Source organism: Subtercola boreus, assembly GCF_006716115.1.
Taxonomy (GTDB): domain Bacteria; phylum Actinomycetota; class Actinomycetes; order Actinomycetales; family Microbacteriaceae; genus Subtercola; species Subtercola boreus.
The window spans coordinates 2,350,698-2,373,829 of record NZ_VFOO01000001.1 but is presented as its reverse complement, the minus strand read 5'-3'; the positions used below and the strand labels follow the sequence as shown (position 1 = coordinate 2,373,829).

The window sequence follows — 23,132 nt, the reverse complement described above, 5'->3', positions numbered from 1 at the left end:
ATGAAGCTCAAACCACTCGCTGTTCTCCCTCTCATCGCTGCCCTGCTCTGCGCGGGGATGCCGGCCGCCCACGCTGCGCCCGACATCACCAACCCGTTCGCCGCGCTCGCGGCGGGGTCGGAGCCGTCGCACATCCTCGTCGGCGGGTCCGGCGACATCTTCACGCTGAACACCGGAAACGAATCGATCAGCAAGATCCACCCCGACGGAACCTTCGACGGGTCGTTCCACGCCGAGTTCCCGTCGTTCTCGCAGCCGAATTCGTTCGCAACAGACGGCCATGGCAGCCTCTACGTGTCGAGTTACCTGGCCAGCACCGTCTGGCGGGTCGACGACACGACGGGCGACATCGACACGTCGTTCGAGGCGCACCTGGGCTCGGAACTCGCTGGTGAGCTTCCCCAGGCGGTGACGGTCGACCTGTTCGGCAACATCTTCGTCGCCACCCACTCGCCCGAAGCTGTCGTCAAGCTCTCACCGGCCGGCGACGTTGTCGCTCGGTACGCCTTGGCATCCGGATCTGGCCCGGTCGACATCACGACAGACTGGGCCGGCTCTGTGTACACGGCCAACGCGGCCGACGACACGATCTCGCAGATCGCGTTCGACGGAAGTGGAACAGCTACGGTCACCGCCGCCTTCGCGACGCTCGCCAGCGGGTCCATGCCGATATCGCTCGTGCACAACCAGCGGGGATTCATCTACACGGCTGATTCCGGCGACAACACGGTGAGTGCCATCGACCTGAGGCTACCCGCCGGCAAGAACGTGACCGCGGTCACGGTGATGCCGCCGGACTCGTACCCGTACAACGTCTCCGCAGACCGCCAGGGCAACGTGTTCGTGACGAACCTCGGTACCGCTTCGGTCGCCATGTTCGAACAGAACGGACGGTTAACGCCCGTCGTGGCCCAGCTGTCGAGTGCCGAGACACCCGAGGCCGCCGTTGTGGGCGACAGTGGCCAGCTCTATACGGCCAATGCCCTGTCGAGTTCTGTCAGCCGGTTCGGGTTGGGGCCGACCTTCGCCACCTCGCCAGTGGGCACGGCACGTGTGGGAGACTCCTACAGCTCCACGGTGACGGTGACCGGCCTCGACCCGCTGACCTTCTCCGCCGTGGGATTCCCACCGCCCGGACTCGCTGTCGACGCCGACACAGGCGAACTCGCCGGTACCCCGACGACCGCCGGAACCTTCACCTTCGATCTCATCGCCGCGAACGTCGCGGGGGCAACGGCACAGAGCGTGACCATCGTCGTGGAACCCGCGCCCGGCAGCACGGGCTGCTGGTACTGGCACGAGGCCTGCGGCCTCTAGACGTCGCGGAGCGGGGGGGCGCGAGGTGGGGCGGAGCGGGTGCGGGGGCGCGGGTTACTCGAGCAGGCCGCGAATGTCCGCGGCGGTCAGGGCGCTGCTGAAGACAGCGTCGTCGTCCATGACAGCATCGAAGAGCTTCGACTTCTGCTCCTTGAGAGCCATCACCTTCTCCTCGATCGTGTCCTGGGCGACGAGCCGGTAGACGTTGACGCTCTTCGTCTGGCCGATGCGGTGGGTGCGGTCGATCGCCTGCGACTCCGAGGCGGGATTCCACCACGGGTCGAGCAGGAACACGTAGTCGGCCTCGGTGAGGTTCAGCCCAAAACCGCCGGCCTTGAGGCTGATCAGGAAGACGGGGGCGCTGCCCGACTTGAAACCGTCGATGACCTGGGCCCGGTTGCGGGTCGAGCCGTCGAGGTATTCGAACGCGATGCCGGCGTCGGTCAGTCGGGCCGCTGCGACCCCGAGGAACGAGGTGAACTGGCTGAACATCAGCGCCCGGTGCCCCTCAGCGACCACGTCGCCGAGCTGTTCGAGCAGCGCATCGAGCTTGCTGGAGGGGATCGAGCTGTACTTCTCGTCGATCAGGGAGGCGTCGAGGCTCAGCATCCGAAGCAGCGTCAGCGAACGGAACACGATGAACCGATTCTTGTCCAGATCGTCGACCAACCCGAGCAGCTTCTGCCGTTCCTTCTGGAAGAACGCGTCGTAGAGGCGCCTGTGCGCCGGGGCGAGGGCGATCTGCAGCACCTGCTCCTGCTTCGCGGGCAACTCAGGGGCGACGAGTTGCTTGGTGCGCCGCATCATCAGCGGCCGGATGCGCCGCCGCAGCTTCGGCATCAGAGAGTCGTCGAGCATCCGTTCGATGGGCCGCACATACTCCTCGGTGAACCGGCCGGCCGACGGGAAGAGCCCGGGCGCAACGATGTCGAAGAGCGACCAGAGCTCCATGAGGTTGTTCTCGAGCGGTGTTCCGGTGATGGCCAGCTTGAAGGGTGCGTCGAGCTCCTTTGCGCATTCGTGCAGTTTCGACGTGTGATTCTTGACGAACTGCGCCTCATCGAGGATCAGGCCCGACCATTCGACTGCACGATACGCAGCCGCGTCGAGCCGGAAGAGAGCGTAGCTCGTCACGATGACGTCAGCGCCAGCCGCGGCATCGGCCACGCTCCGGCGGCTCTTCGCCTGGGTCGACGTGATTCCCCGAACCACGAGGCCCGGTGTGAAGCGTGCGGCCTCGGCCAGCCAGTTCGACACGACGGAGGTCGGCGCGACGACGAGGAAGGGTGCTGCATCCGGAGCCTCGGCGCGGGCGCGCGCGAGCATCGCCAGCGTCTGGAGCGTCTTACCGAGCCCCATGTCATCGGCGAGCACGCCGCCGAGCCGTTGCTGCTCGAGGAACGCGAGCCACTGGTAGCCCTCGACCTGGTACGGGCGGAGATTCGCGTGGACGCCCGGCGGCACCTCCGGCTTCGGTACGCCCTTCAGCCCGTTCAGCCCCGAGACCGCCTCGCGCCACGCGACGGCCTGCACGGTGTCTTCGGCGAGCTCCTCGAACTCCGACCAGAGGCTCGCCTGGTACCGGCTGATGCGCACGCCGGTCTCCCACTCGTCGAGCGTGCTGGCTTCGTCGAGCAGCTCCCGCAGCTGGTCGAACACCGGATGATCGAGGGTGAGGTAGGTCTTGTCGACCATCAGCAGCTTCTTCTGGTTCTTCGCCAGCGCCTTGAAGAGCGGCCCGAACGGCACCTGGTAGCCGCCGACGTTCACGACGACTCCAAGGTCGAACCAGTCCCGCTTGTCGCTTTCGACCGTGGTGAATGTCAATTCCGGCTCGCCGGTCAGCTCACGGTAGTCGGGGCGCGTGCCCGCGACATCCACTCGCACTCCCGGCAGGCCTTCGAGGCGCGGCAGGGTCTTGTCGGTGAAGATCGCCGCGTCGTAACCCCGCAGGGCCAGGCTGGGATTCAGCGGTTCGGGGGCCGCGGCATCCAGGTCACCGAGCGAGTCGAGAGCTTCGATGGATGCTCCGTCAGGCTCCTCCGCGAGCACCTCCGTGACCCGGGTGAGCGTCTCCCGCTCGGTCACAGGGTCGCGCAGCACGCCGCCGTCGTCTTCTGCGTCGCCCTCGCCGCCCTCGACGCCGTCGCGCGAACCCATGCCCGCAGCGGCATACAACGGCACCCGGAGCGCGCGGGGCCCCACCGCATACTCCCAGCTCCAGTCGAGCGACAGCACGCTCTTCGCGCGGAACCGTGCCGCCAGCACGAGCACCGGCGGCATCACCTCCGGCAGCGCCACGGATTCGTCGGGGCTGCCCACATCGATCGCGCGTCGCAGCCGCGGCAGGAATTCGTCGATGAACTCCCCGACCTCGTCGCCCGGAACCACGATGTCGGTGTTTCGCTCGAGCAACGCCAGCGCCTGCTCGCTGAGGCCGGCCGCCACCGGGGCGATGCTCACGCGGGGCACCGGCGCGAGTTCGTACGTGTAGACGCCGTGCGCACCGATCGCGCCGACAGACTGCCGCGGCGCTGCCGTCCCGTCGATGACGGCGACCGCCGCCAGCTGCAGTGCCCCCGACGGCGCCCGGGTGGCGTCGAGCCGCACCGCTCCCTCGGAACCGCGGGTGACGACCGCGCTCTTCTTCGTTCCGAGCAGCGGGATGCCGAGCGCCCTGCCCTCATCGAGCAGGTGCCAGAGCAGGGGACTCGTGAACTCGTCGAGGTAGAGCCAGTCGGTTTCGTGCCCGGTGTAGAGCTCGCGGGTCGCCCGGTGCACCGCGGCGAACTGGGCGAACCAGCGCAGGTGCTCCGGTTCGAGGTTCAGCCGGTTCACCTGGTGGGTGAACGATGACCAGGTGACGTTCGCCTTGATGTAGCCGCCGGATTCTGAGCGGATGACAGGCCGCACCCCCAGCCGGCGTGGCGGTTGACCGATCGTGTCATCGCGCGACTTCGCCACCTGCGCCGGGCGGGACGCTGGCCCCCGCCACTGCTCCCGCGTGCGCGGAACGAATTCGCGCACCTCGAACTGCAGGCCCATCCGGGTGGGCGGTCTCGGCGGGCCGCCCCGTGTGCGGCCCGCCGATCCGGTTCTGGATGTCGCGGCAGCACCGGCCCCCGCCCCGTTCGCCGCGCCCGCGGCACCCCCGACGATCGCGCGCCAGTCCCCGTCGTCGACCTCCGGTCTGCGGATGACCGCGGGAGCCAGGCTCGGATACCATTCCGTCCCCCGGTCCCACGCCATCGCGGCGTCGGCGTGACTCTCGACGTCGAGCGGCCCCGCGGTCGGCTCGGGCGAGGGTTTCGGGGCCGGGGCCGGGGTCGGGGCGACGTCCGGAGCCGACCCGCCCTCCTCGCCGTCCAGCGCGCGCAGTCGCCGGGCTCCGCCCTCGCCGACATCGGCGGGCAGGTGGGCTCGGGGTGCCGCCAGCGCCCCGCCCTCTGCGTGGCCGAGGTCGCGGAGGTGTGCCTGGTTGCTGCTCAACAGGGTCGCGGCGACGTGTTTGCAGTTGGACTGCACGGGGCAGGAGCACGTGGAGCTGAGCGGCAGCCAGTATCCGTTCGCCATGCGGGTGAGTCGCACGCGGCAGAGGTACGGGAGGGGTCCTGTCCCCACGACCTCGGCTGCCAGGGCCCCGCCGCTGCCCGTGGGCGATTCGTCGACCGGCTCTGGCGCTGCCCCGTTCTCCCCGGGTTCGGCGCCCGCACGGGCATCCGGTTTCCACCGCAGCCCGAGCACGGATTCGCCGCGCGCGTAGGCCCGGCCCCGGTCGTATGCTCCCCGGCCGACGAGTCGCACGATGTCGGCGGCGTCGACCAGCGGAAAGGCGGAAGACGGCATGCCCCCATGTTCTCACGGCCCGCCGACGCCGCCCCCCGGCCCGCTTCCCCCGGTGTGCGCCCTGTCTCAGCGACATCGGCAGGCGATGTGCCCAAACCGACGAACCTCAGCCGGGACGCCCCCGCAGAGGGAGGCATCCCGGCTGAGGCTCGTCCGTCCGTCCTGTGCGCGGGTGTCTCGGGCTACGCCGTTCGGGGGTGCGTCGGGCTCCGCCGCACTGTCGGTGCCTCGGGCTACGCAGCGCGCGGGTGCCTCGGGCTACGCTGCGCGCGGGTGCCTCGGGCTAAGCTGCGCGCGGGTTCCTCGGGCTCCGCTGCGCGCGGGTTCCTCGGGCTCCGCTGTACGCGGGTGTCTCGGGCGCCGCTGCGCGCGGGTGCCTCGGGCTACTCCGCGCGGGGGTGCGTCGGGCTACGCTGCGCTGTCGGTGATCTCGAGCAGGCGGTGGCCCGACGAGACGGTCGCGCCGACGGCCGCGTCGATCGACGTGACGATGCCGTCTTTGTGCGCCTGGATGGGCTGCTCCATCTTCATCGCCTCGAGCACGAGGATGAGGTCGCCCTTGACGACCTTGTCGCCCTCGGCGACGGCGATCTTCACGATCGTCGCCTGCATCGGGGCCTTCACCGCGTTGCCGGTGGAGCTGCCGCTGACGGACGAGCCCGCGCTCCGTCGTGGCGCTGCTCCGAGGGTCTGGCCCGCGCCGCGTGGGCCACCCGAGGCCGCGGCGATCAGGCGTTCGGGCAGCACGACCTCGATGCGCTTGCCGTCGACTTCGACCACGACCGTGTTGAGGGCGGGGGCAGGGGTGGCGGCATCCAGTGACCCGCTCCACGGCTCGATCGTGTTGTCGAACTCGGTCTCGATCCACAGGGTGTAGATGCCGAAGGGTTCACCAGCGGAGGGTGCGAAGGCCGGGTCACGCACGATGGCACGGTGGAACGGGAGCACCGTCGGCAGGCCAGCGACCTCGAACTCGTCGAGGGCGCGACGGGCGCGCTCGAGAGCCTCTTCGCGGGTGGCGCCGGTGACGATCAGTTTCGCGAGCAGCGAGTCGAACGAGCCGGAGATGGCATCCCCCGCCTGCACGCCGCTGTCGACACGGATGCCCGGGCCACCGGGCGCCTTGAAGACGTGCACCGGGCCGGGGCTCGGCAGGAATCCGCGGCCGGCGTCCTCGCCGTTGATGCGGAACTCGAAGGAGTGCCCACGGGGAGCCGGGTCGTCGTAGCCGAGCACTCCGCCCGCGGCGAGCCGGAACTGCTCCCGCACGAGGTCGATACCGGTGATCTCCTCGGAGACCGGGTGCTCGACCTGCAGTCGTGTGTTCACTTCGAGGAACGAGATGGTTCCGTCGAGCGCCACGAGGAACTCGCACGTTCCCGCTCCCACGTAGCCGACCTCTTTCAGGATGGCCTTCGAGGCGCGGTACAGCTCCGTGACCTGCGCCTCGCTGAGGAACGGCGCGGGCGCCTCCTCGACGAGCTTCTGGTGCCGACGCTGCAGCGAGCAGTCGCGGGTCGACACGACGACGACGTTGCCGTGCGCGTCGGCGAGACACTGGGTCTCGACGTGGCGGGGGCGGTCGAGGTACTTCTCGACGAAGCACTCGCCGCGCCCGAAGGCGGTGATCGCCTCGCGGGTCGCGGATTCGAAGAGCTCGGGGATCTCCTCCACGGTGCGTGCGACCTTCAGGCCGCGACCGCCGCCGCCGAAGGCCGCCTTGATGGCGACCGGCAGGCCGTGCTGGGCGACGAACTCGAGCACCTCGTCGGCTCCCGAGACCGGATCGAGCGTTCCCGGGGCGAGCGGTGCGCCGACGCGCTCGGCGATGTGCCGTGCCGAGACCTTGTCGCCCAGCAGCTCGATGGCTGAGGGGGAGGGGCCGATCCAGACCAGCCCGGCGTCAAGGACGGCCTGGGCGAAGGAGGCGTTCTCTGCGAGGAAGCCGTACCCCGGGTGCACGGCGTCAGCGCCGGACCGCTTGGCGACCGAGAGGATCTTGTCGATGACGAGGTAGGTTTCAGCGCTGGTGGTGCCACCGAGGGCATACGCCTCGTCGGCGAGCTGCACGTGCAGGGCGTCTCTGTCCTGGTCGGCATAGACGGCGACGGAGCCGATTCCGCTGTCTTTCGCTGCCCGGATCACGCGCACCGCGATCTCGCCGCGGTTGGCAATGAGGACTTTCGTAATTCGGGACATAATCCCTTAGCCTATTCGTCTGCCGATCAGACCCTTTGGCACGTGCCTACAAAAAACTCGTGGCGCACGGCGCGAACACCTACAACGAGCCAGCCGCTGGGGGCGTCCAGAGCTCGGTGATGCTGACTCCGAAGTGCGCGAGCAGGGTGCGCACGGTCGGCAGCGACATCCCGATCACCGTCGAGGGAGCACCCGTGACGCTGCGGATGAACGGGGCGGCGAGCCCGTCGATGGTGAACGCCCCGGCGACTTCGAGCGGTTCGCCTGAGGCGATGTAGGCGTCGATCTCGGCGTCGGTGATGTCGCCTTCGAACTCGACGGTGGCGTTGGTGACCGCGCCGTGGCCGGGAGCGGCGGGAACCGGGCCGGGCGCGGCGGGGCCGGTGGCGGCCGACGGGTCGGGCACGGGTGACGGATCGCGGGCCAGGCGGTGGTCGATCATCCAGTGCCCGCTGTGCAGCACGCCGGAACGCCCCCGCTGTCGCTGCCAGCGCTCGCGCGCGATCCCGGGCAGGTGGGGTTTGCCGTAGATGACGCCGTCGAGCTCGAAGGCGGAGTCACCGCCCAGGATGAAGCCGTCGATCGGTTCGCCGCCGGGGGTGCTGCCGATGACGGCCTCCGCCTTGAGCCGCGCGAGCAGTCCGACGAGTTCGGGAGCGGTGAGGGAGCGTTCCGCCGCGATCTCCGCGGCCACGACGGCCGCTTCTTCGTCGACGTGCGACGGCAGAATGATCGGTTCGACGCCGATCTGGCGGAGGAGCGCGAGCCGGGCGGGCGAGGTCGAGGCGAGGTAGAGCCGCATGGCACGAGCCTAGCGACCGGTCGACGGGGTGTGCATCCTCTCGTCCACAGGGCGATCGGCCGGTGACTTCTGCACAGGATGCCGCACCGCCCGGCCCCGGGGCGTCATCTGTGTGACGCTAGGTGCATGACCACAGAACACAGTGCCGAAGTCGACCTCGACGTGACCAACGTCGCCCACGGCGGAGTCTCCGTCGCCCGGCTCGACGGCCGGGTCGTCTTCGTCGCCGACAGCCTCCCCGGCGAGAGGGTGCGTGCGCGCATCTCGGCCGACGACCACTCCTCCTTCTGGCGTGCAGAGACCGTCGAGGTGCTCGAACCCTCCCCGCACCGCCGGCCGCACATCTGGGCAGACGCGGCGCTCGAACGCGACCCGGCGAGACGCGCCGGCGGGGCCGAATTCGGCCACATCGAGCTGCCCTGGCAGCGGGAACTGAAACGGCAGGTGCTCGTCGATTCGCTGGGCCGTTTCGGCAAGCTGCCCGAAGACCATCCGGCCCGCGGGGTCGAGGTCGAGGCGGTCGAGGGAGACGACGCGGCGAACGGCCTCGGTTGGCGCACGAGGGTGAGCCTGCACGTCGACGACGACGGCATCGTCGGACCGTACGCAGCGCGCTCGCACCGGGTCGTCGCCGTCGACACGCTTCCGCTTGCGACGGCCGCGGTCGAGTACGCCTCGCCGCTGGATGAACGGCTCTCCGGTGCCGAACGGGTCGACGTGATCAGCGACGGCCGTCGCGGTGCGCGGGTCGTCGTTCGGGCCGAGGGCCGCACCGCGGGGGCAGGGACCCCGATCACCGAGCGGGTGGGTGAGCGCGAGTTCCGTCTCGAGGAGCTCGGTTTCTGGCAGGTGCACCACGGCGCTGCGGCGACGCTCTCCACGGGCGTGCGCGACCAGCTGCTCGAGGGCGAGTTCGACGCCGACGCTCCGAACCTCGACCTCTACGGCGGGGTGGGGCTGCTCGCCGCGGCGATGGCCACCCGGTTCGGCCCGGCGACGCGGATCGAGACGGTCGAGAGCGACCGCCGTGCAACCGGGAACGCCGAGTTCAACCTGCGCGACCTCAAAGCGGCGACCGCGGTCACCGCCCGGGTCGACCGCTACCTCACGAACCGGTTGAAGAACGCCACGGCCGAGGAGCGCGGGGGCTTCAGCCGGGCCTCCGTGATCCTCGACCCGCCGAGGGCCGGAGCGGGCAAGCAGGTCGTCGCGAGCCTGCTCGAGTTCCGCCCGGCACAGCTCGTCTACGTCGCCTGCGACCCGGTGGCATTCTCCCGCGACCTGGGGCAGCTCACCGCCGGAGGCTACGAACTGCGGAGTCTCCGGGCCTTCGATCTCTTCCCGCACACGCACCACGTCGAGGCCCTCGCCGTGCTCACGCCCGCGTCATGAGTGGTCGCGGCGGGGGATTCCGGCACCCGGCTCCTCTACCATTGCAGAACACGCGACAGGGCAGTGGCCAGACCGCGTGGTGCAGCAGAGTGGCGACAGAGGGAGTGGCGCAATGAGCGAACAGCAGGCTCCCGTTCTCGTGGGGATCGTCGACGATCACGAGTCGGTGCTGCTCGGCATCCGAGCCGCGTGCATCGAGGCGGGCTACGAGGTGGTCGGCACCGGTGCGACGATGGATGCCCTGCTGCTGGCTCTTGCCGGCCGGCGTGTGGGCGTGATCGTGATGGACCTGAGCCTCGGCGACGGTTCCCGGATCACCGACAACGTGCTGCGGGCGAGGGCGGCCGGTGCCGCCGTGCTGGTGCACAGCATCGCCGACCGCGCCGCAAGCATCCGGGAGGCGCTGGCCGCCGGGGCTGCAGGGGTGATCCCGAAGACGAGCGCGATGGCGGTCGTGATGGCCGCCATCGCGAGCGTCGCCCGAGGCGACGTGCTCAACAACCTCGAATGGGCGAGCGCGATCGACGCCGACCAGGAGTTCGCGAAGGCCCAGCTCGGCCCGCGGGAGCAGCACGTGCTGCACCTGTACGCCTCCGGTCTGCCCCTGAAGGCGGTCGCCGCCCAGCTCGGCATCGCACCGTCGACGGCGCGGGAGTACCTCGACCGCGTGCGTGCGAAATACGTCGAAGTGGGCCGACCCGCCCCGACGAAGGTCGACCTGCTGAGGCGTGCGGTCGAAGATGGAATCCTCGCCATCGACGACGTGAGCAATGTCGGTCGTTAGGCAGGGCCCTCCGCCCCAGCCTTCCCTGGCGCGTCTCCGCAGCGCGATCAGCCGCGCGCGGGTGGAGACCATCCTCGCCCGGGCCGCTGCGATCTTCGCACTCGTCTTCGCAGTGCAGACCCTTCCCGCGGTGGGTGTCTCCTCCCAGTACCTGAACGTCCCGTTCGCCATCGCCATCGCCGTCGTGCTCTTCGGGCTGATGCTGGTCGTCTCCGTCATGGCGGCGCTGAACCGGGGCGGAACCCAGCCGACACACATCGTGATGGGCGTCTTCACAGTCGTCTACACCATCGCGCTGGCGCTCTGGCCGGCCGGGCTGCTCCGCGGGGCCAGCGAGGTGGCCGACCAGCCCTGGCTCTGGTACCTCATCACGATCTCGATGATCTTCGCCGCAATCGCGTTCTCCCCGCGCTGGGCCGCCCTCTACGTGGTCGACATCACCGCGGTGTACGTGTTCATCCGCACCCAGCCGGCAGGTGGATCCGCGCCCGTCGTCCTCGCACTGCTCGACGGATTCTACGTGCTGCTGCTCGGCGCGTTCGCGTTGGCGGTGATCACGGCGATCCGGGCAGCGGCCGACCGGGTGGATGCCGCGCAGGGCACAGCCATGGAGCAGTACACCCGCGCCGCCCGCAACCACGCGGCAGAAGTGGAGCGCGCAAAGGTCGACGCGCTGGTGCACGACACCGTGCTCAGTACCCTGATCGCGGCCGCCCGGGCCGACACCCCCACCGAGCGTCGCGCTGTCGTCCAGATGGCGACGGCCGCGCTCGAGACGCTGCAGGAGGCCCCGTATGCCTTCGACGTCGCGGTGGATGTCCCGGTCGCCCGGCTCTCGGAACGCCTGGCCGACGCGGCCCAACTGCTCAGCCCCCGGATCGCCTTCCGCTCCGCCCGGCTGGACGACACACTCCTCCCGGGCGCCGTCGCCGAGGCGGTCTTCACCGCGGCCCAGCAGGCCCTGATCAACAGCCTGCAGCACGCCGGCGACGACACCGACAACGTCATCCGCACTGTCATCGTCGACAGCGATCCGTCGTCCGGGCTCACAGTGCAGATCTCCGACACGGGTCGCGGTTTCGACGACTCGAGCGTGCCCGCGGCTCGCCTCGGGCTGCGGGTCTCCATCCGGGAGCGGGTCCAGGCCGTCGGCGGCCGGGTGAAGGTGCTCTCGGTTCCGGGCGGCGGAACATCCATCGTGCTGGAATGGGGGCCGTTCCGGTGATCACCAATGCCCGCACCATTGTGCTCGCGCTCGCTGCGCTCTTCTCCGCCTACCACCTGGTGCTGGCGATCTACTCGATCGAGACCCCCGCATCGCCCTGGCCGGTGGTGGTGGCCATGGTGCTCTACGCCGCCGTCACCACGATCAGTCTCTGGCCGACCAGCCCCACCACGATGCCGCTCTGGATGGCCTCCCTCTGCGTCGTCGCCGGTGTCGCCGTCACGGCCCTGGTGCTCTCGCAGCTCGACGGACACGTGACGAACGGGTACGCGACCTGGTCGGTGGCGGCCGTCGGCACGCTGATGACCATCGTCACCGTGCGCCGGCGGCCGCTCTTCGGCTGGATCGGGATCGTGGTGCTCGGCATCATGATGCTGGCCTGGTCGGACCCGTTGCGGCTGACGACGACGGGATGGATCGGCAGCGCGGTGTGGGTGGGAGTGGCTCACGCCCTCACGCATGGGCTCGGCCGGGCATCCCGTGACACGACCCTGTTCGCCCGTGCCGAGCTCGATGCCGCGGCCTGGCACGCGACCCAGGAGGCCCAGCTGACGGAGGGCCGCTACCGGCTCGACAACATGAACAGGGTTGCGGGCCCCATGCTCCACCACGTCGTCGACCTCGGCGGGGAGATCAGCGCCGAAGACCGGCGGGAGTGCCTGCACCTCGAAGGGGCCATCCGTGATGAGATCCGGGGGCGGTACCTTCTGAACGAAGATGTGCGCACGGAAGTGCTCGCGGCCAGGCGCCGGGGCATCGAGGTCACGCTTCTCGACGACGGGGGGCTCGAGGATCTCTCCGACCGGGCACGAGACCGCATCCACCTGCGGCTCGCCACCCAGATCTCACGGTCGCAGGCCGACCGGCTCATCGTGCGGACCGGCGTGGACAGCAGCACGGCCGCGGTCACTGTCGTCGGGTTGCGGGTCGGCGGCGACCCGGTCGCAGCGGTTCTCGGCAGCGACGGCGACGACGACGAAGTGTCGGAATGGCTCGAGATCCCGAAGTGAGCGGTGTTGTCGACAAGCGGGGTGGGTATGGTCGGGACGCTGCGACGTCCCACCATTCCACCGGGCACCCCCCGGTGCCTGCGGAGAATACTGGGGGCCGGCTTACGCCAACCCCCAGCAGATTCCGAACCGTTGCCGTAACCCGAATACCGCAACGGCTCGCCCCCAGTCACTCGCCTACTTACCCTAGACAGCGTGTGACTGGCGGTGAAACTCGTAAGAGAGACACCAAGCACTTCTGATAATGCCGTGAGGCCAGGCCTCTGCATAGTCGGCACTTTGGGGGACACGCGTGGGGGACACGTGTGGGGACACGCTCCGGCTCAGCCGTTCCAGCGACCGGGACCCGGATCGAGCTGCCCGCGGAACGATCGCTGGCTGCGCTGCCATGCCGTGGTGCCGGCCGGCTCCTCCTCGCGGCGCGCCTCGCCCTCCTCGGCGAGCAGGCCGCTGATGACGGCCGTGATGGCGGCGATCTCGGCCGGAGTGGCGTTTCCCGTCGTCACGACGATGGGCGGCTGGCCGGTGGCCTCCGGAGCCGGTCCCTGCTGGACCTCGGCGCCGCTCACGATCCCGACCCGTCGCTGAGGTCGGCGCCGAGCAGCGCCGCAGCCGCCCGCGCCTGGAACACCACGGTGTCGAGGTCGTCGCCGGTCACCGTGACGTGCCCGATCTTCCGGCCGGGCCGTGGCTCCTTGCCGTAGTTGTGGATCTTCGCCGACGGCTGGTCGGCGAAGACGTGCGGGTAGGTGTCGGCGAGGGTGCCGGTCGCCGGCCCGCCGAGCACGTTCACCATCACGGTGACCGGCGCGCGCACACCCGTGTCGCCGAGCGGCAGGTCGAGCACCGCGCGGAGGTGCTGCTCGAACTGGCTCGTGACCGAGCCGTCGATCGACCAGTGACCGCTGTTGTGGGGGCGCATTGCGAGTTCGTTGACCAGCAGCCGGTCATCCGACGTCTCGAACAGCTCGACGGCGAGCACGCCGGTGACACCGAGTTCGGTGGCGATGAGGGTGGCGATGGATGCCGCGAGCTCGGCCACACGCGCACTGGTGCCCGGTGCCGGGGCGAAGACCTCGCTGCAGACCCCGCGCCGCTGCACGGTCTCGACGACCGGCCAGAGTGCGGTCTGGCCGGAGGGGCGGCGGGCAACGAGTTGGGCCAGTTCGCGGCGGAAGTCGACGCGCTCCTCAGCGAGCAGGGACCCGCCGCGGCCGTCTTCGCTGAGCGCGGTGAACCAGTCGGCCGCCTCGGCAGCGTCGCGCACGAGGCGAACACCCTTGCCGTCGTACCCGCCGCGCGCGGTCTTGATGACGGCCTCGCCGCCGTGGTCCGCGATGAACGCCGCGAGTTCGTCTTCGTTCTGCACCTCGGCCCAGTCGGGCATCGGCACTCCCAGCTCGCCGAGCCGCCGCCGCATCTGGAGTTTGTCCTGCGCGAAGCGCAGGGCATCCGGTCCCGGCTGCACAGAATGGCCCGCCGCCACGAGCTGTCTGAGAATCTGCTCAGGAACGTGTTCGTGGTCGAAGGTGACCACGTCGACGGTCTCAGCGAACCGCAGCACCGTCTCCGCATCGCGGTAGTCGCCCACCTCCGTGGCAGCCAATCGGGCGGAGGAGCCCTCGATTTCCGCCAGAACATCGAGTTCGAGGCCGAGGTTCACCGCCGCCGGGATCATCATCCGGGCCAGCTGGCCCCCACCGATCACTCCTACGCGCACAGTCACCCATCTACTGTACTGATGCTGTGCACGTGGCGGGAGGGAGCACAGACTCCGGGGTTTCCGACAAAGCATCACCTATAGTCGTTAGCAAGAGACAATCTTCTACAGACAGCGGGCCGTTCGCACTCCTGACAGGGCACCGCGGGAAAGCACACGGTTGAACGGGTTGAAACGACTGGCTGAGCGCGCGTGGAGCGGCTTCCTCACCTACGCAGTCAAATTCGGTGTCGTCGGTTTCGCCGGCTTCCTCATCGACGTCGGTATCTTCAACCTCCTGTTCCTCGGGGCCTTCGGCACGGGGCACTTCTTCGCCACCGCCATCGGTGCGAAGCTCGTCAGCACCTCGGTGGCGATCGTCTTCAACTGGATCGGCAACCGCTACTGGACCTTCCGCGAGAACCGCCGCAAGAACGTGGGGCTCGAACTCGTCGAGTACGCCCTCGTCTCCATCGGCGGCCTGGTCATCGCCGAGGCCTGCATCTGGTTCACCCACCACATACTCGGCCTCACCAGCGTGCTGGCCACCAACATCGCTGCGAACGTGGTCGGCCTCGTGCTCGGTACCGCGTTCCGGTTCGTGCTCTACCGCTACTGGGTCTACGGCGAGCAGCGGAGCGACGGCATGCAGAACCTCGCGGCGGTCGCGGCCGAGCGGGAGAAGTCGCTCGTCAGCAGCTGAGCCTTCAGCCGCCGAGTCGTCAGCAGCTGAGCCTTCGGCCTCTGAGTCGTCAGAGCAGAGTCGGGTCGTCAGCCTCGGCCGTGGGCGTCGTCGCCGAGTTCGGCGAGCACCGCCACGATGAGTCCCGCGTCGGGCAGGTCACGCCCGACCAGCGGATGCTCGGAGCCCGAGTGGATCGTGACATCCCCCGAGCGGAACACCGCCTGGAGTCCCCGCCGCCGCAGGGTGACGTCGAAACCGCGCACCAGGGAGACCTCCCGGCGTTCGCGTGCCACCAGCCCCTGCACGCTGATCACGCGGCGGGTGGTCACAATGAACCGTCCCGTGAGCCAGCGGAGCGTCGGCAGCAGCCAGAACAGCACGGCCAGCACGCACGCTGCGCCGAGGGCAAGGAGGTTCTGCCACTCCTCCGGGAAGCGGCCGAGGAAGTACCCGCTGGCACCGGCCACCGCGATGAGGGCGACCGACGGCCAGAACAGGGCCCTGCCGTGCGTCCGGACCCGCACGACCACCCGCTCGGGAGGGAGTTCCGGCCGGAGCACCGCGGTGAACCCGGCCGATCCGTGCGCGCCGTCGTGCCCAGCCGGGTCGTCGTGTCCGGTCGAGCCGCCGTGCGCAGCCCATCCATCCTGCAGAGGCCAGCCCGGCTGCCCGGGCCGCGCATCCGTCCCGGTGCGGAGTCGTTCCTTCCGGCGCACGACTGTCAGTACCTCAGATGGGTCACGTCGCCGGCCGAGACGACGAGGTCGCCGGATCCGTCGTCCCGTCGCACGATGAGGCGTCCGTCGGGGTCGAGCGCCGTGGCGAGGCCGGTCACGAACACGCTGCCGGGCAGTTCCACCCGCACGGGCTGGCCGAGGGTGCCGCAGCGCGAGGCGACGACGGCCGCGATCCCGCTCTCCACGGCGTCTCCGCCGGCTGCGATGAACGCCCGGTACAGGCGGATCAGCTCCGCGAGGTACGCGGAGAGCAGGTCGTCGGCCGTGAAGGCGGGAGTGTCGGCGCCGGTGCTGCTGCCCGCACCCGCACCCGCACCCGCACCGGCACCGGCAACCGCGCCGGCGCCCGCGAGGGCGAGGGCCACGGAGGTCGCTGTCGGCACCGGCAGCTGCTCCTCGGTGAGGAAGAGATTGACTCCCGCGCCCACCACCACGCCCGCCGCCCCGGGCAGCAGCTCGGAGAGCACTCCGCACACCTTCCGGCCGTCGATGAGCACGTCGTTCGGCCACTTCACGACCGCGCGCGGGCCGTCGACCACTCCGGCCCCCGCGACCGCGCGCGCCCCGGCGCCCGCGAGCACCAGATTGACGGCCTGCGCCATCGCGGCGCCGCCGATCAGCGGGATCCAGCCGAGCGATGACGGCGGCAGCGAACCGCCACCGGCCAGCGCCGGCCGGAGCAGTACGGAGATGGCGAGCGACGTGCCGGCCGGAGCCGACCACACGCGGCCGAGCCGCCCGCGGCCCTGGGTCTGGTTGTCGGTGACGACCACCGAGAGATCGGGCCAGCCCGCGGCATCCGCTCCGGCTGCACCGGCGACGAGCACCGAGTTCGTCGAGCCCGCCTCGGCCAGCCAGTCGAGACGGGGGACCAGCGAGCGGCTCAGTGGGGCATCCATACTCCGACCATAGAGGCCAAAGCTGTGGCCGGTAGAGTGAACTCCCGTGAGTGATGAAACAACTTCAGGGCCCGACATGTACACCACTGCCGGCAAACTGGTCGATCTCAAGAACCGCTACCACGAGGCCGTGACGCAGTCGGGTGAGGCCGCGATTGCGAAGCAGCACGCGAAGGGCAAGAAGACCGCCCGGGAGCGCATCGAACAGCTTCTCGACCACGGCTCGTTCGTCGAGCTCGACGAGTTCGTCAGGCACCGCACCCACGCGTTCGGCATGGACAGGAACCGCCCCTACGGTGACGCCGTCGTCACCGGCACCGGCACGATCCACGGCCGCCAGGTCGCCGTCTATGCGCAGGACTTCACCATCTTCGGCGGGTCGCTCGGCGAGGTCGCCGGCGAGAAGATCATCAAGGTGATGGACCTCGCGTTGAAGACCGGCGTGCCGATCATCGGGATGCTCGACTCGGGCGGTGCGCGCATCCAGGAGGGTGTCGTGGCCCTCGGGAAGTACGGCGAGATCTTCCGCCGCAACACGCAGGCCTCGGGCGTCATCCCTCAGATCTCGATCGTCATGGGCCCGGCCGCGGGCGGTGCGGTGTATTCGCCCGCACTCACCGACTTCGTGATCATGGTCGACAAGACCAGCCAGATGTTCGTCACCGGCCCCGACGTGATCAAGACCGTCACCGGCGAGGATGTCGGCATGGAGGAGCTCGGCGGCGCACTCACGCACAACACCATCTCGGGCGTCTCGCACTACCTCGCGAGCGACGAGGATGACGCACTCGACTATGTGCGCACCCTGCTCGGCTTCCTGCCCGACAACAACCTGGCCGAGCTGCCCACGTACGAGTTCGCACCCGAGCTCGAGATCACGGATGCCGACCACAAGCTGAACACGATCATCCCGGACAGCCCGAACCAGCCCTACGACATGCACACGATCATCGAGCACGTCGTCGACAATGCCGACTTCCTCGAGGTGCAGCCGCTGTACGCTCCGAACATCTTGATCGGGTTCGCCCGGGTCGAGGGCCGCTCGGTCGGCATCATCGCGAACCAGCCCAACGCGATGGCCGGCACGCTGAACATCGAGGCGGGCGAGAAGGCAGCACGGTTCGTGCGCTTCTGCGACGCGTTCTCGATCCCGATCGTGACGCTGGTGGATGTGCCCGGGTACCTCCCCGGAACCGACCAGGAGTGGACCGGCGTCATCCGCCGCGGCGCGAAGCTCCTCTACGCGTACGCCGAGGCGACCGTCCCGCTGATCACCGTCATCGTGCGGAAGGCGTACGGCGGAGCGTACATCGTGATGGGCTCGAAGCAGCTCGGCGCCGACCTCAACCTCGCCTGGCCCACCGCTGAGATCGCCGTCATGGGCGGGCAGGGTGCGGTGAACATCCTGTACCGCGGCGAGATCAAGCGTGCCGAGGAGGCGGGCGAGGATGTCGCGGCGGTGCGCACGAAGCTCGCGAACGAGTACACCTACAACGTGGCGTCGCCGTTCCTCGCGGCGGAGCGCGGCGAGCTCGACGGCGTGATCGAGCCGGCGGCCACGCGGGTCGCGATCGTCAAGGGTCTTCGGGCGCTTCGCACGAAGCGGGCGTCGCTGCCGGCGAAGAAGCACGGCAACATCCCCCTGTAGGGGTCGCCGCTAGGCTGAAGGCATGAGTACTGAGCAGCCTGCGGTCGGTGTGGTGATGGGGTCGGACTCCGACTTCTCGGTGATGCAGGCCGCTGTCGAGGTACTGAAGGACTTCGGTGTGGCCCACGAGGTGCAGGTCGTCTCGGCGCACCGTACGCCCGAGAAGATGATCGAGTACGGTCGTACGGCGCGGGAGCGCGGCCTCAGCGTCATCATCGCCGGCGCCGGGGGTGCGGCGCACCTGCCGGGCATGCTCGCGGCCGTCACGACTCTGCCGGTCATCGGCGTGCCGGTGCCGCTGGCGCGCCTGGACGGCATGGACTCCCTGCTCTCCATCGTGCAGATGCCCGCGGGCATCCCCGTCGCCACCGTCTCGATCGGCGGTGCGACGAACGCTGCACTGCTCGCCGTGCAGATCCTCGCAAGCGGCAGCACGGCGGCCGCTGCCGTGCTCGCCGACGCTCTCGCCACCTACCGCGAGAACCTCAGCGTGTCAGTCGCTCAGAAGAACGACTCGCTGCAGGCCCGCCTCTAGCGTCACCCCGCCGTGCGCGACACGCGCGGCCGTGCCGGGCGCCCGCACCCCTGTCGCGGGTGGTCATCGCCGGGTCATCTCCTGTTGGTGCGTCGTTCACCTCTCTCCGCTCTGCTGGTACGAGCCTGAAAAACGGCTGTCAACATTCACCCGCGGAAGGGTTCAGTCTATGAAGAATCACAGAAGAGGTACGGGCGCACGCCGCGTTCTCGTTATCGCGGCCGCCACCGCTGTTGCCGGCTCGGCGGTGCTGCTGCCGAGTGCAGCATTCGCCGCCCCCGATGACTTCGGCGGTGCCGTTCGGAACTCGGGTGACAAGACCGAAATGCTCCGCGACTCGATCGTCGACGCGCCCGCGAAGAATGTCATCCTGCTGATCGGCGACGGCATGGGCGATTCCGAGATCACCAGCGCACGCAACTACCAGTACGGGGCGGGTGGAATGCTGCCGGGCATCGACGCGCTGCCGCTGACCGGCCAGTACACCACCTATTCGCTCTACAAAGACGGCGAGAGCAAGGGCAAACCCGATTACGTGCCCGATTCCGCCGCCACCGGCACGGCCTGGGCCACCGGAACAAAGACCTACGACAATGCCATCTCTGTCGACATCGACGGCGCACCGCAGCAGACCCTGCTCGAGATCGCCAAGGCGAACGGGCTGAAGACTGGGAACATCAGCACCGCCGAGCTGCAGGATGCCACGCCTGCCGTGCAGTCAGCCCACGTCGCCGCGCGTAGCTGCTACGGCCCTGACAGCACCACGTGCGGCGCTGACGCTCTCGACCAGGGTGGGCTCGGTTCCATCTCGGAACAGATCATCGGTACCCGCCCCGACCTCTCCCTCGGTGGCGGCTCGGCCAGCTTCGACCAGGTCGCGAAGGCCGGCGAGTACGAGGGTGACACCCTTCTCGCCCAGGCCGAGAGCCGCGGCTACCAGCTGCCGACGACCGGTGCTGAACTCGCTGCGGTGACGGTCGCTGACCAGAACGAGCCGGTCCTCGGGCTGTTCGCGCCCGGCAACTTCCCGACCCGGTATGCCCCCACGGTCGCCACGGTCGGCGGCGCCGACCTCGCGCCGACCGCGTGCACGCCGAACCCGGAACGCCTCTCCACCGATCTCTCGCTGAAGTCGCTCACCGAGAAGGGCATCAATCTGCTCGACACCACCGGCAGCAAGGGCTTCTTCCTGCAGGTCGAGGGCGCGAGCATCGACAAACAGGACCACGCGGCGAACGCCTGTGGCCAGATCGGTGAGGTCATCGATCTCGACGAGGCAGTTCAGTCCGCCCTCGCTTTCGCCGAGAAGGACGGAAACACGCTTGTCATCGTCACGGCCGACCACGCCCACACCAGCCAGATCGTCGACTCGACCCCGCCCACCTCGCTGAGCACGGCTCTTCTGACCGCCGATGGCACCACGATGAAGATCTCCTACGGCACGGCCGCAGCCGGCGGTTCGCAGCAGCACACCGGAACCCAGCTGCGCATCGCGGCCTACGGCCCCGGGGCCGCGAATGTCACGGGCCTCACCGACCAGACGGACAACTTCTTCACCATGTCGAACGCCCTCCAGCTGGACCGCGACACGAAGGCACTGAGTGCAGACGCTGCCCTCACCCTCACCGGCTCTACCGTGAAGCCGGGCGCGTCGGTCGTCGCGTCGGCGACCGGTTTCGCGGGTGACCGCCAAGTTGCCGGAATGCTGGCCGACGACGCACTCGGCACGGCTGATGTGATCGACGGAGGCTCCTCGTTCGACCTCACGGCACCGGCCGAGGAAGGCACCTACACGGTGTCGGTCGAAGGTGCCCAGAGCGGCAAGGTCGTCACGGCGACTCTGACGGTGGCCGCCGATGCGCCGATCGTGACGCCGACACCGACCCCCTCCGTCTCGGCCCCCGCTGACCCGGGTGCCGGTGCGGGTGGTTCCGGATCGGGTGGCTCGGGCACGAGTGCCGGCGGCGGCATCGACCTCGCCACCACTGGTGCCGCCGTGATCCCGGTGCTCACGCTCGGCGCGGGACTCCTCGCCGTCGGTGCCGTGCTCATGATGCGCCGCCGACGCCACCAGCACGGAGCCTGAGACTTCGAACTGAACGCTTGAGGACTGAGGCCCGTCTCCCCACCGGGGGCGGGCCTCCGTCGTCCGCCGGCACGGGCGCCCGCCGCGCTCCGGCGCGGAGCCCGGAGGCCGCGGGGCGGGTCAGAGGTCGGCGTGCAGCTGCCAGACCTTCTCGGCCGAGTCGCGCCAGCTGTAGGCGCGGGCGCGGTCGAGGCCCACGATGCGGAGCCGCGCGCGGAGGGCGTCGTCGGTCACGACCCGCGTGATGGCCTCGGCGAGGCGCGCTGGGAGGTCCGCGGCATCCTCGCGGGGCACCACGATGCTCGCGTCGTCCGCCACCTCCAGCAGGGCCGGCACGTCGGTGTGGATGACCGGGGTGCCGAAGTGCAGTGCCTCGATGATCGGCAGGCCGAAGCCCTCGGCCATGCTCGGGTAGACGAACACCGTGGCCCGGGAGATGACGAGCGCCAGGTCTTCGTCGCTCACGAAGCCCAGCACGTGCAGCCGGTTCTCCGCCAGCCCCGCAGAGGCGGCGACGGCGGCGACGTCGAGGTCGCCCCAGCCCTTCGGCCCCGCGATCACGAGGGGGAGGTCGGGCGCATCGGGCCTGGCGAGCGCGGCGATCAGGGTCGCGAGACCCTTTCTCGGCTCGAGGGTGCCGACGGCGAGTACGTAGGAGTCGGGGAGGCCCAGGGCGGCAGCTCGGGCATCCGCGTCGGCCGGCACCTTCAGCGACGAACCCACCGCTCCGCCGATGACGCGCACGCGCTCGCCGAAGTTGACGTAGCGAGCGAGTTCCTGGGCGACGGCATGGGTGGGCACGACCACGGCGTCGGCGTACTTGCGCGCCCGCCTCGCCATCGCCTTGTGCCAGGCGACGCCGTGTGGCGTGAGGGTCTGCGGGTGCGTCCACGGCACGACGTCGTGGATGGTGACGGCGATCTGGTCGCCGGGCTGGTGAAGCTGGTCGTGCTTGGTGAGCGGGGCGAGCAGTGACGTCGCGTGCACCATCCCACGGCTCTGCCCGGTGAGCAGGCCGTGCTGCCAGGCCGCGGAGAGTTCCCGACGGCCGAGCGACGTGCGGGTGACACCGGCCAGGCCGGGCAGGCGGGTCTTCAGGTCGTCGATCGAGGCGGGCGGATGCGCGGCCACGATGGCTTCGACAAAGCAGTCCCTCGGGGCGGTCGTGACGAGTTCGCGGGTGAGCTCTTCGGTGTAGCGGCCGATGCCGCCGGGAACGGGGCTCAGGATCTGGTCAACGACGACCCGAAGCGTTGCCATGTTTCTCCAAAACTCCCGAAATCGCTGCCGCGTGCAGCGCCTCACCCCAATTTCGCAGGGGCTCGATCCCCGCTCGGGACCACGCGTCATGCCCGAGTACGGAATACGCGGGCCGCGGGGCGGGGCGAACAAACTGCGAACTGTCTGTCGGCTGAACCCTATCAGGGTCGATCTGGAGTTCCCCGAACAGAGCCTGTGTGAACCCGAACCAGGTCGTCTCGCCGGAGTTCGTGGCGTGGTATATGCCCGGTGCGGCATGCGGCCCGCCGAGGCCCGCGGAGCCGAGGCCCGCGGAGCCGAGGCCCGCAGAGCGGAGGGCAGCGGAGTGGAGGCCAGCGGCGCTGGTCCGTGCGGCGTCGGCGAGCCGCAGAAGCTGGGTCGCGACATCCACCGTCCACGTCGGCTGGCCGTGCTGGTCGTTGACGACACTCACGGTGTCCCGGTCCGCGATCAGCTTCAGCATGGTCTTCGGGAAGCTCGAGCCGTGCTTGCCGTAGAGCCAGGCCGTGCGTACGACATAGGCGCCCGAAGGATGCTCGTGGAGCACGTTTCGTTCACCCTGCGCCTTGGTGCGCCCGTACGCCGAGAGCGGGCTGTAGGGCGCGTCTTCGGGGTAGGGCGAGGTGGCCGACCCGTCGAAGACGTAGTCGGTGGAGACGTGGATGAGCGTGGCTCCGCTCTCTCGGGCTGCGGCGGCGACGTTGCCTGCCCCTGTCGCGTTGACGTCGTAGGCCTCGTCTTCGAAGCTCTCCGCATCGTCCACCTTGGTGTACGCGGCCAGGTTGAACACCACGTCGTGGCCGGCCACCGCGCGGAGAACGGCAGAGGCATCGGTCACATCGAGGTCGGTGCGGCCGAGCGCGGTCACGTCGGCTCCGCGAGCGGCGAGCGCGGCCTGCAGGTCGAGGCCGAGCATCCCGCTCGCTCCGGTGACGAGATATCGGGGCGCGGCCGGTGCCGATACCGGTACCGGCGCACTGGCCGAGGCGGGCTCGGGCGCGGCAGCGC

General features: G+C 69.6%; 18 protein-coding genes. 9 read left to right on the top strand and 9 right to left on the bottom strand.

The genetic code is table 11. The features are described from left to right. Positions 1-1,317 (top strand): putative Ig domain-containing protein, encoded by a 1,317-nt coding sequence (locus FB464_RS11020; RefSeq protein ID WP_170151858.1) that lies wholly within the window; start codon positions 1-3, stop codon positions 1,315-1,317. 54 nt (positions 1,318-1,371) lie between these two features. Here the strand turns inward: FB464_RS11020 and FB464_RS11015 are convergent, their stop codons facing one another. From FB464_RS11015 to FB464_RS11005, 3 genes are all read right to left on the bottom strand, one after another. Further along, the gene (locus tag FB464_RS11015) at positions 1,372-5,163 is read right to left on the bottom strand and encodes a DEAD/DEAH box helicase (protein ID WP_246093025.1); all 3,792 of its coding nucleotides are present in this window, start codon (positions 5,161-5,163) and stop codon (positions 1,372-1,374) included. A 408-nt stretch (positions 5,164-5,571) separates the two neighbouring features. Next, positions 5,572-7,362 carry an acetyl/propionyl/methylcrotonyl-CoA carboxylase subunit alpha gene (locus tag FB464_RS11010; protein WP_116413820.1) on the bottom strand — a complete coding sequence of 597 codons (1,791 nt, stop codon included), beginning with the start codon at positions 7,360-7,362 and terminating at the stop codon, positions 5,572-5,574. Positions 7,363-7,441: 79 nt separating this feature from the next. After that, entirely contained in the window at positions 7,442-8,164 is a 723-nt protein-coding gene (locus FB464_RS11005; protein WP_116413821.1) for a Maf family protein, read from the bottom strand. A 126-nt stretch (positions 8,165-8,290) separates the two neighbouring features. Between FB464_RS11005 and FB464_RS11000 the strand changes: the two genes are divergently transcribed. The 4 genes from FB464_RS11000 to FB464_RS10985 all read left to right on the top strand — a co-directional run bounded on the left by FB464_RS11000 (position 8,291) and on the right by FB464_RS10985 (position 12,575). After that, the gene (locus tag FB464_RS11000; RefSeq protein WP_116413822.1) at positions 8,291-9,556 is read left to right on the top strand and encodes a class I SAM-dependent RNA methyltransferase; all 1,266 of its coding nucleotides are present in this window, start codon (positions 8,291-8,293) and stop codon (positions 9,554-9,556) included. A 112-nt stretch (positions 9,557-9,668) separates the two neighbouring features. Then, positions 9,669-10,340, top strand: a complete 672-nt coding sequence (locus FB464_RS10995) for a response regulator transcription factor (RefSeq protein WP_116413823.1) — start codon at positions 9,669-9,671, stop codon at positions 10,338-10,340. A 61-nt stretch (positions 10,341-10,401) separates the two neighbouring features. Then, complete coding sequence (locus FB464_RS10990) at positions 10,402-11,565, top strand: sensor histidine kinase (RefSeq protein ID WP_116413824.1); 1,164 nt, start codon at positions 10,402-10,404, stop codon at positions 11,563-11,565. Beyond that, on the top strand, positions 11,547-12,575 hold the full coding sequence (locus FB464_RS10985; protein ID WP_246093024.1) for a hypothetical protein: 1,029 nt from the start codon (positions 11,547-11,549) through the stop codon (positions 12,573-12,575). Before FB464_RS10990 ends, FB464_RS10985 begins: the two co-directional genes overlap by 19 nt. 323 nt (positions 12,576-12,898) lie before the next feature. Here FB464_RS10985 and FB464_RS10980 read toward each other — a convergent pair whose 3' ends face one another. Both FB464_RS10980 and FB464_RS10975 read right to left on the bottom strand, forming a co-directional pair. Then, a complete protein-coding gene (locus FB464_RS10980; RefSeq protein ID WP_246093023.1) occupies positions 12,899-13,144 on the bottom strand; it encodes an acyl-CoA carboxylase subunit epsilon in 246 nt (81 codons plus the stop codon). Further along, positions 13,141-14,301 (bottom strand): 5-(carboxyamino)imidazole ribonucleotide synthase, encoded by a 1,161-nt coding sequence (locus FB464_RS10975; protein WP_246093022.1) that lies wholly within the window; start codon positions 14,299-14,301, stop codon positions 13,141-13,143. Before FB464_RS10975 ends, FB464_RS10980 begins: the two co-directional genes overlap by 4 nt. Before the next feature lie 163 nt (positions 14,302-14,464). Between FB464_RS10975 and FB464_RS10970 the strand changes: the two genes are divergently transcribed. After that, complete coding sequence (locus FB464_RS10970; RefSeq protein WP_170151859.1) at positions 14,465-14,977, top strand: GtrA family protein; 513 nt, start codon at positions 14,465-14,467, stop codon at positions 14,975-14,977. Positions 14,978-15,045: 68 nt separating this feature from the next. Here the strand turns inward: FB464_RS10970 and FB464_RS19830 are convergent, their stop codons facing one another. Then, on the bottom strand, positions 15,046-15,675 hold the full coding sequence (locus FB464_RS19830; RefSeq protein WP_170151860.1) for a PH domain-containing protein: 630 nt from the start codon (positions 15,673-15,675) through the stop codon (positions 15,046-15,048). Positions 15,676-15,680: 5 nt separating this feature from the next. Next, positions 15,681-16,595 carry a biotin--[acetyl-CoA-carboxylase] ligase gene (locus FB464_RS10960; RefSeq protein ID WP_116413827.1) on the bottom strand — a complete coding sequence of 305 codons (915 nt, stop codon included), beginning with the start codon at positions 16,593-16,595 and terminating at the stop codon, positions 15,681-15,683. A gap of 76 nt (positions 16,596-16,671) precedes the next feature. Between FB464_RS10960 and FB464_RS10955 the strand changes: the two genes are divergently transcribed. From FB464_RS10955 to phoA, 3 genes are all read left to right on the top strand, one after another. Continuing rightward, positions 16,672-18,243: an acyl-CoA carboxylase subunit beta gene (locus FB464_RS10955; RefSeq protein ID WP_116413828.1), complete on the top strand. Its 1,572-nt coding sequence runs from the start codon at positions 16,672-16,674 to the stop codon at positions 18,241-18,243. A gap of 22 nt (positions 18,244-18,265) precedes the next feature. Then, positions 18,266-18,778 carry a 5-(carboxyamino)imidazole ribonucleotide mutase gene (purE, locus tag FB464_RS10950; RefSeq protein ID WP_116413829.1) on the top strand — a complete coding sequence of 171 codons (513 nt, stop codon included), beginning with the start codon at positions 18,266-18,268 and terminating at the stop codon, positions 18,776-18,778. A 169-nt stretch (positions 18,779-18,947) separates the two neighbouring features. Next, positions 18,948-20,864 carry an alkaline phosphatase gene (gene phoA, locus FB464_RS10945; RefSeq protein ID WP_116413830.1) on the top strand — a complete coding sequence of 639 codons (1,917 nt, stop codon included), beginning with the start codon at positions 18,948-18,950 and terminating at the stop codon, positions 20,862-20,864. Positions 20,865-20,984: 120 nt separating this feature from the next. On the opposite strand, the gene FB464_RS10940 is transcribed toward phoA, so the two are convergent. Further along, positions 20,985-22,124 (bottom strand): glycosyltransferase family 4 protein, encoded by a 1,140-nt coding sequence (locus tag FB464_RS10940; RefSeq protein ID WP_116413831.1) that lies wholly within the window; start codon positions 22,122-22,124, stop codon positions 20,985-20,987. Beyond that, complete coding sequence (rfbD, locus tag FB464_RS10935; protein ID WP_246093184.1) at positions 22,099-23,040, bottom strand: dTDP-4-dehydrorhamnose reductase; 942 nt, start codon at positions 23,038-23,040, stop codon at positions 22,099-22,101. Before rfbD ends, FB464_RS10940 begins: the two co-directional genes overlap by 26 nt. Positions 23,041-23,132 lie beyond the last annotated feature (92 nt).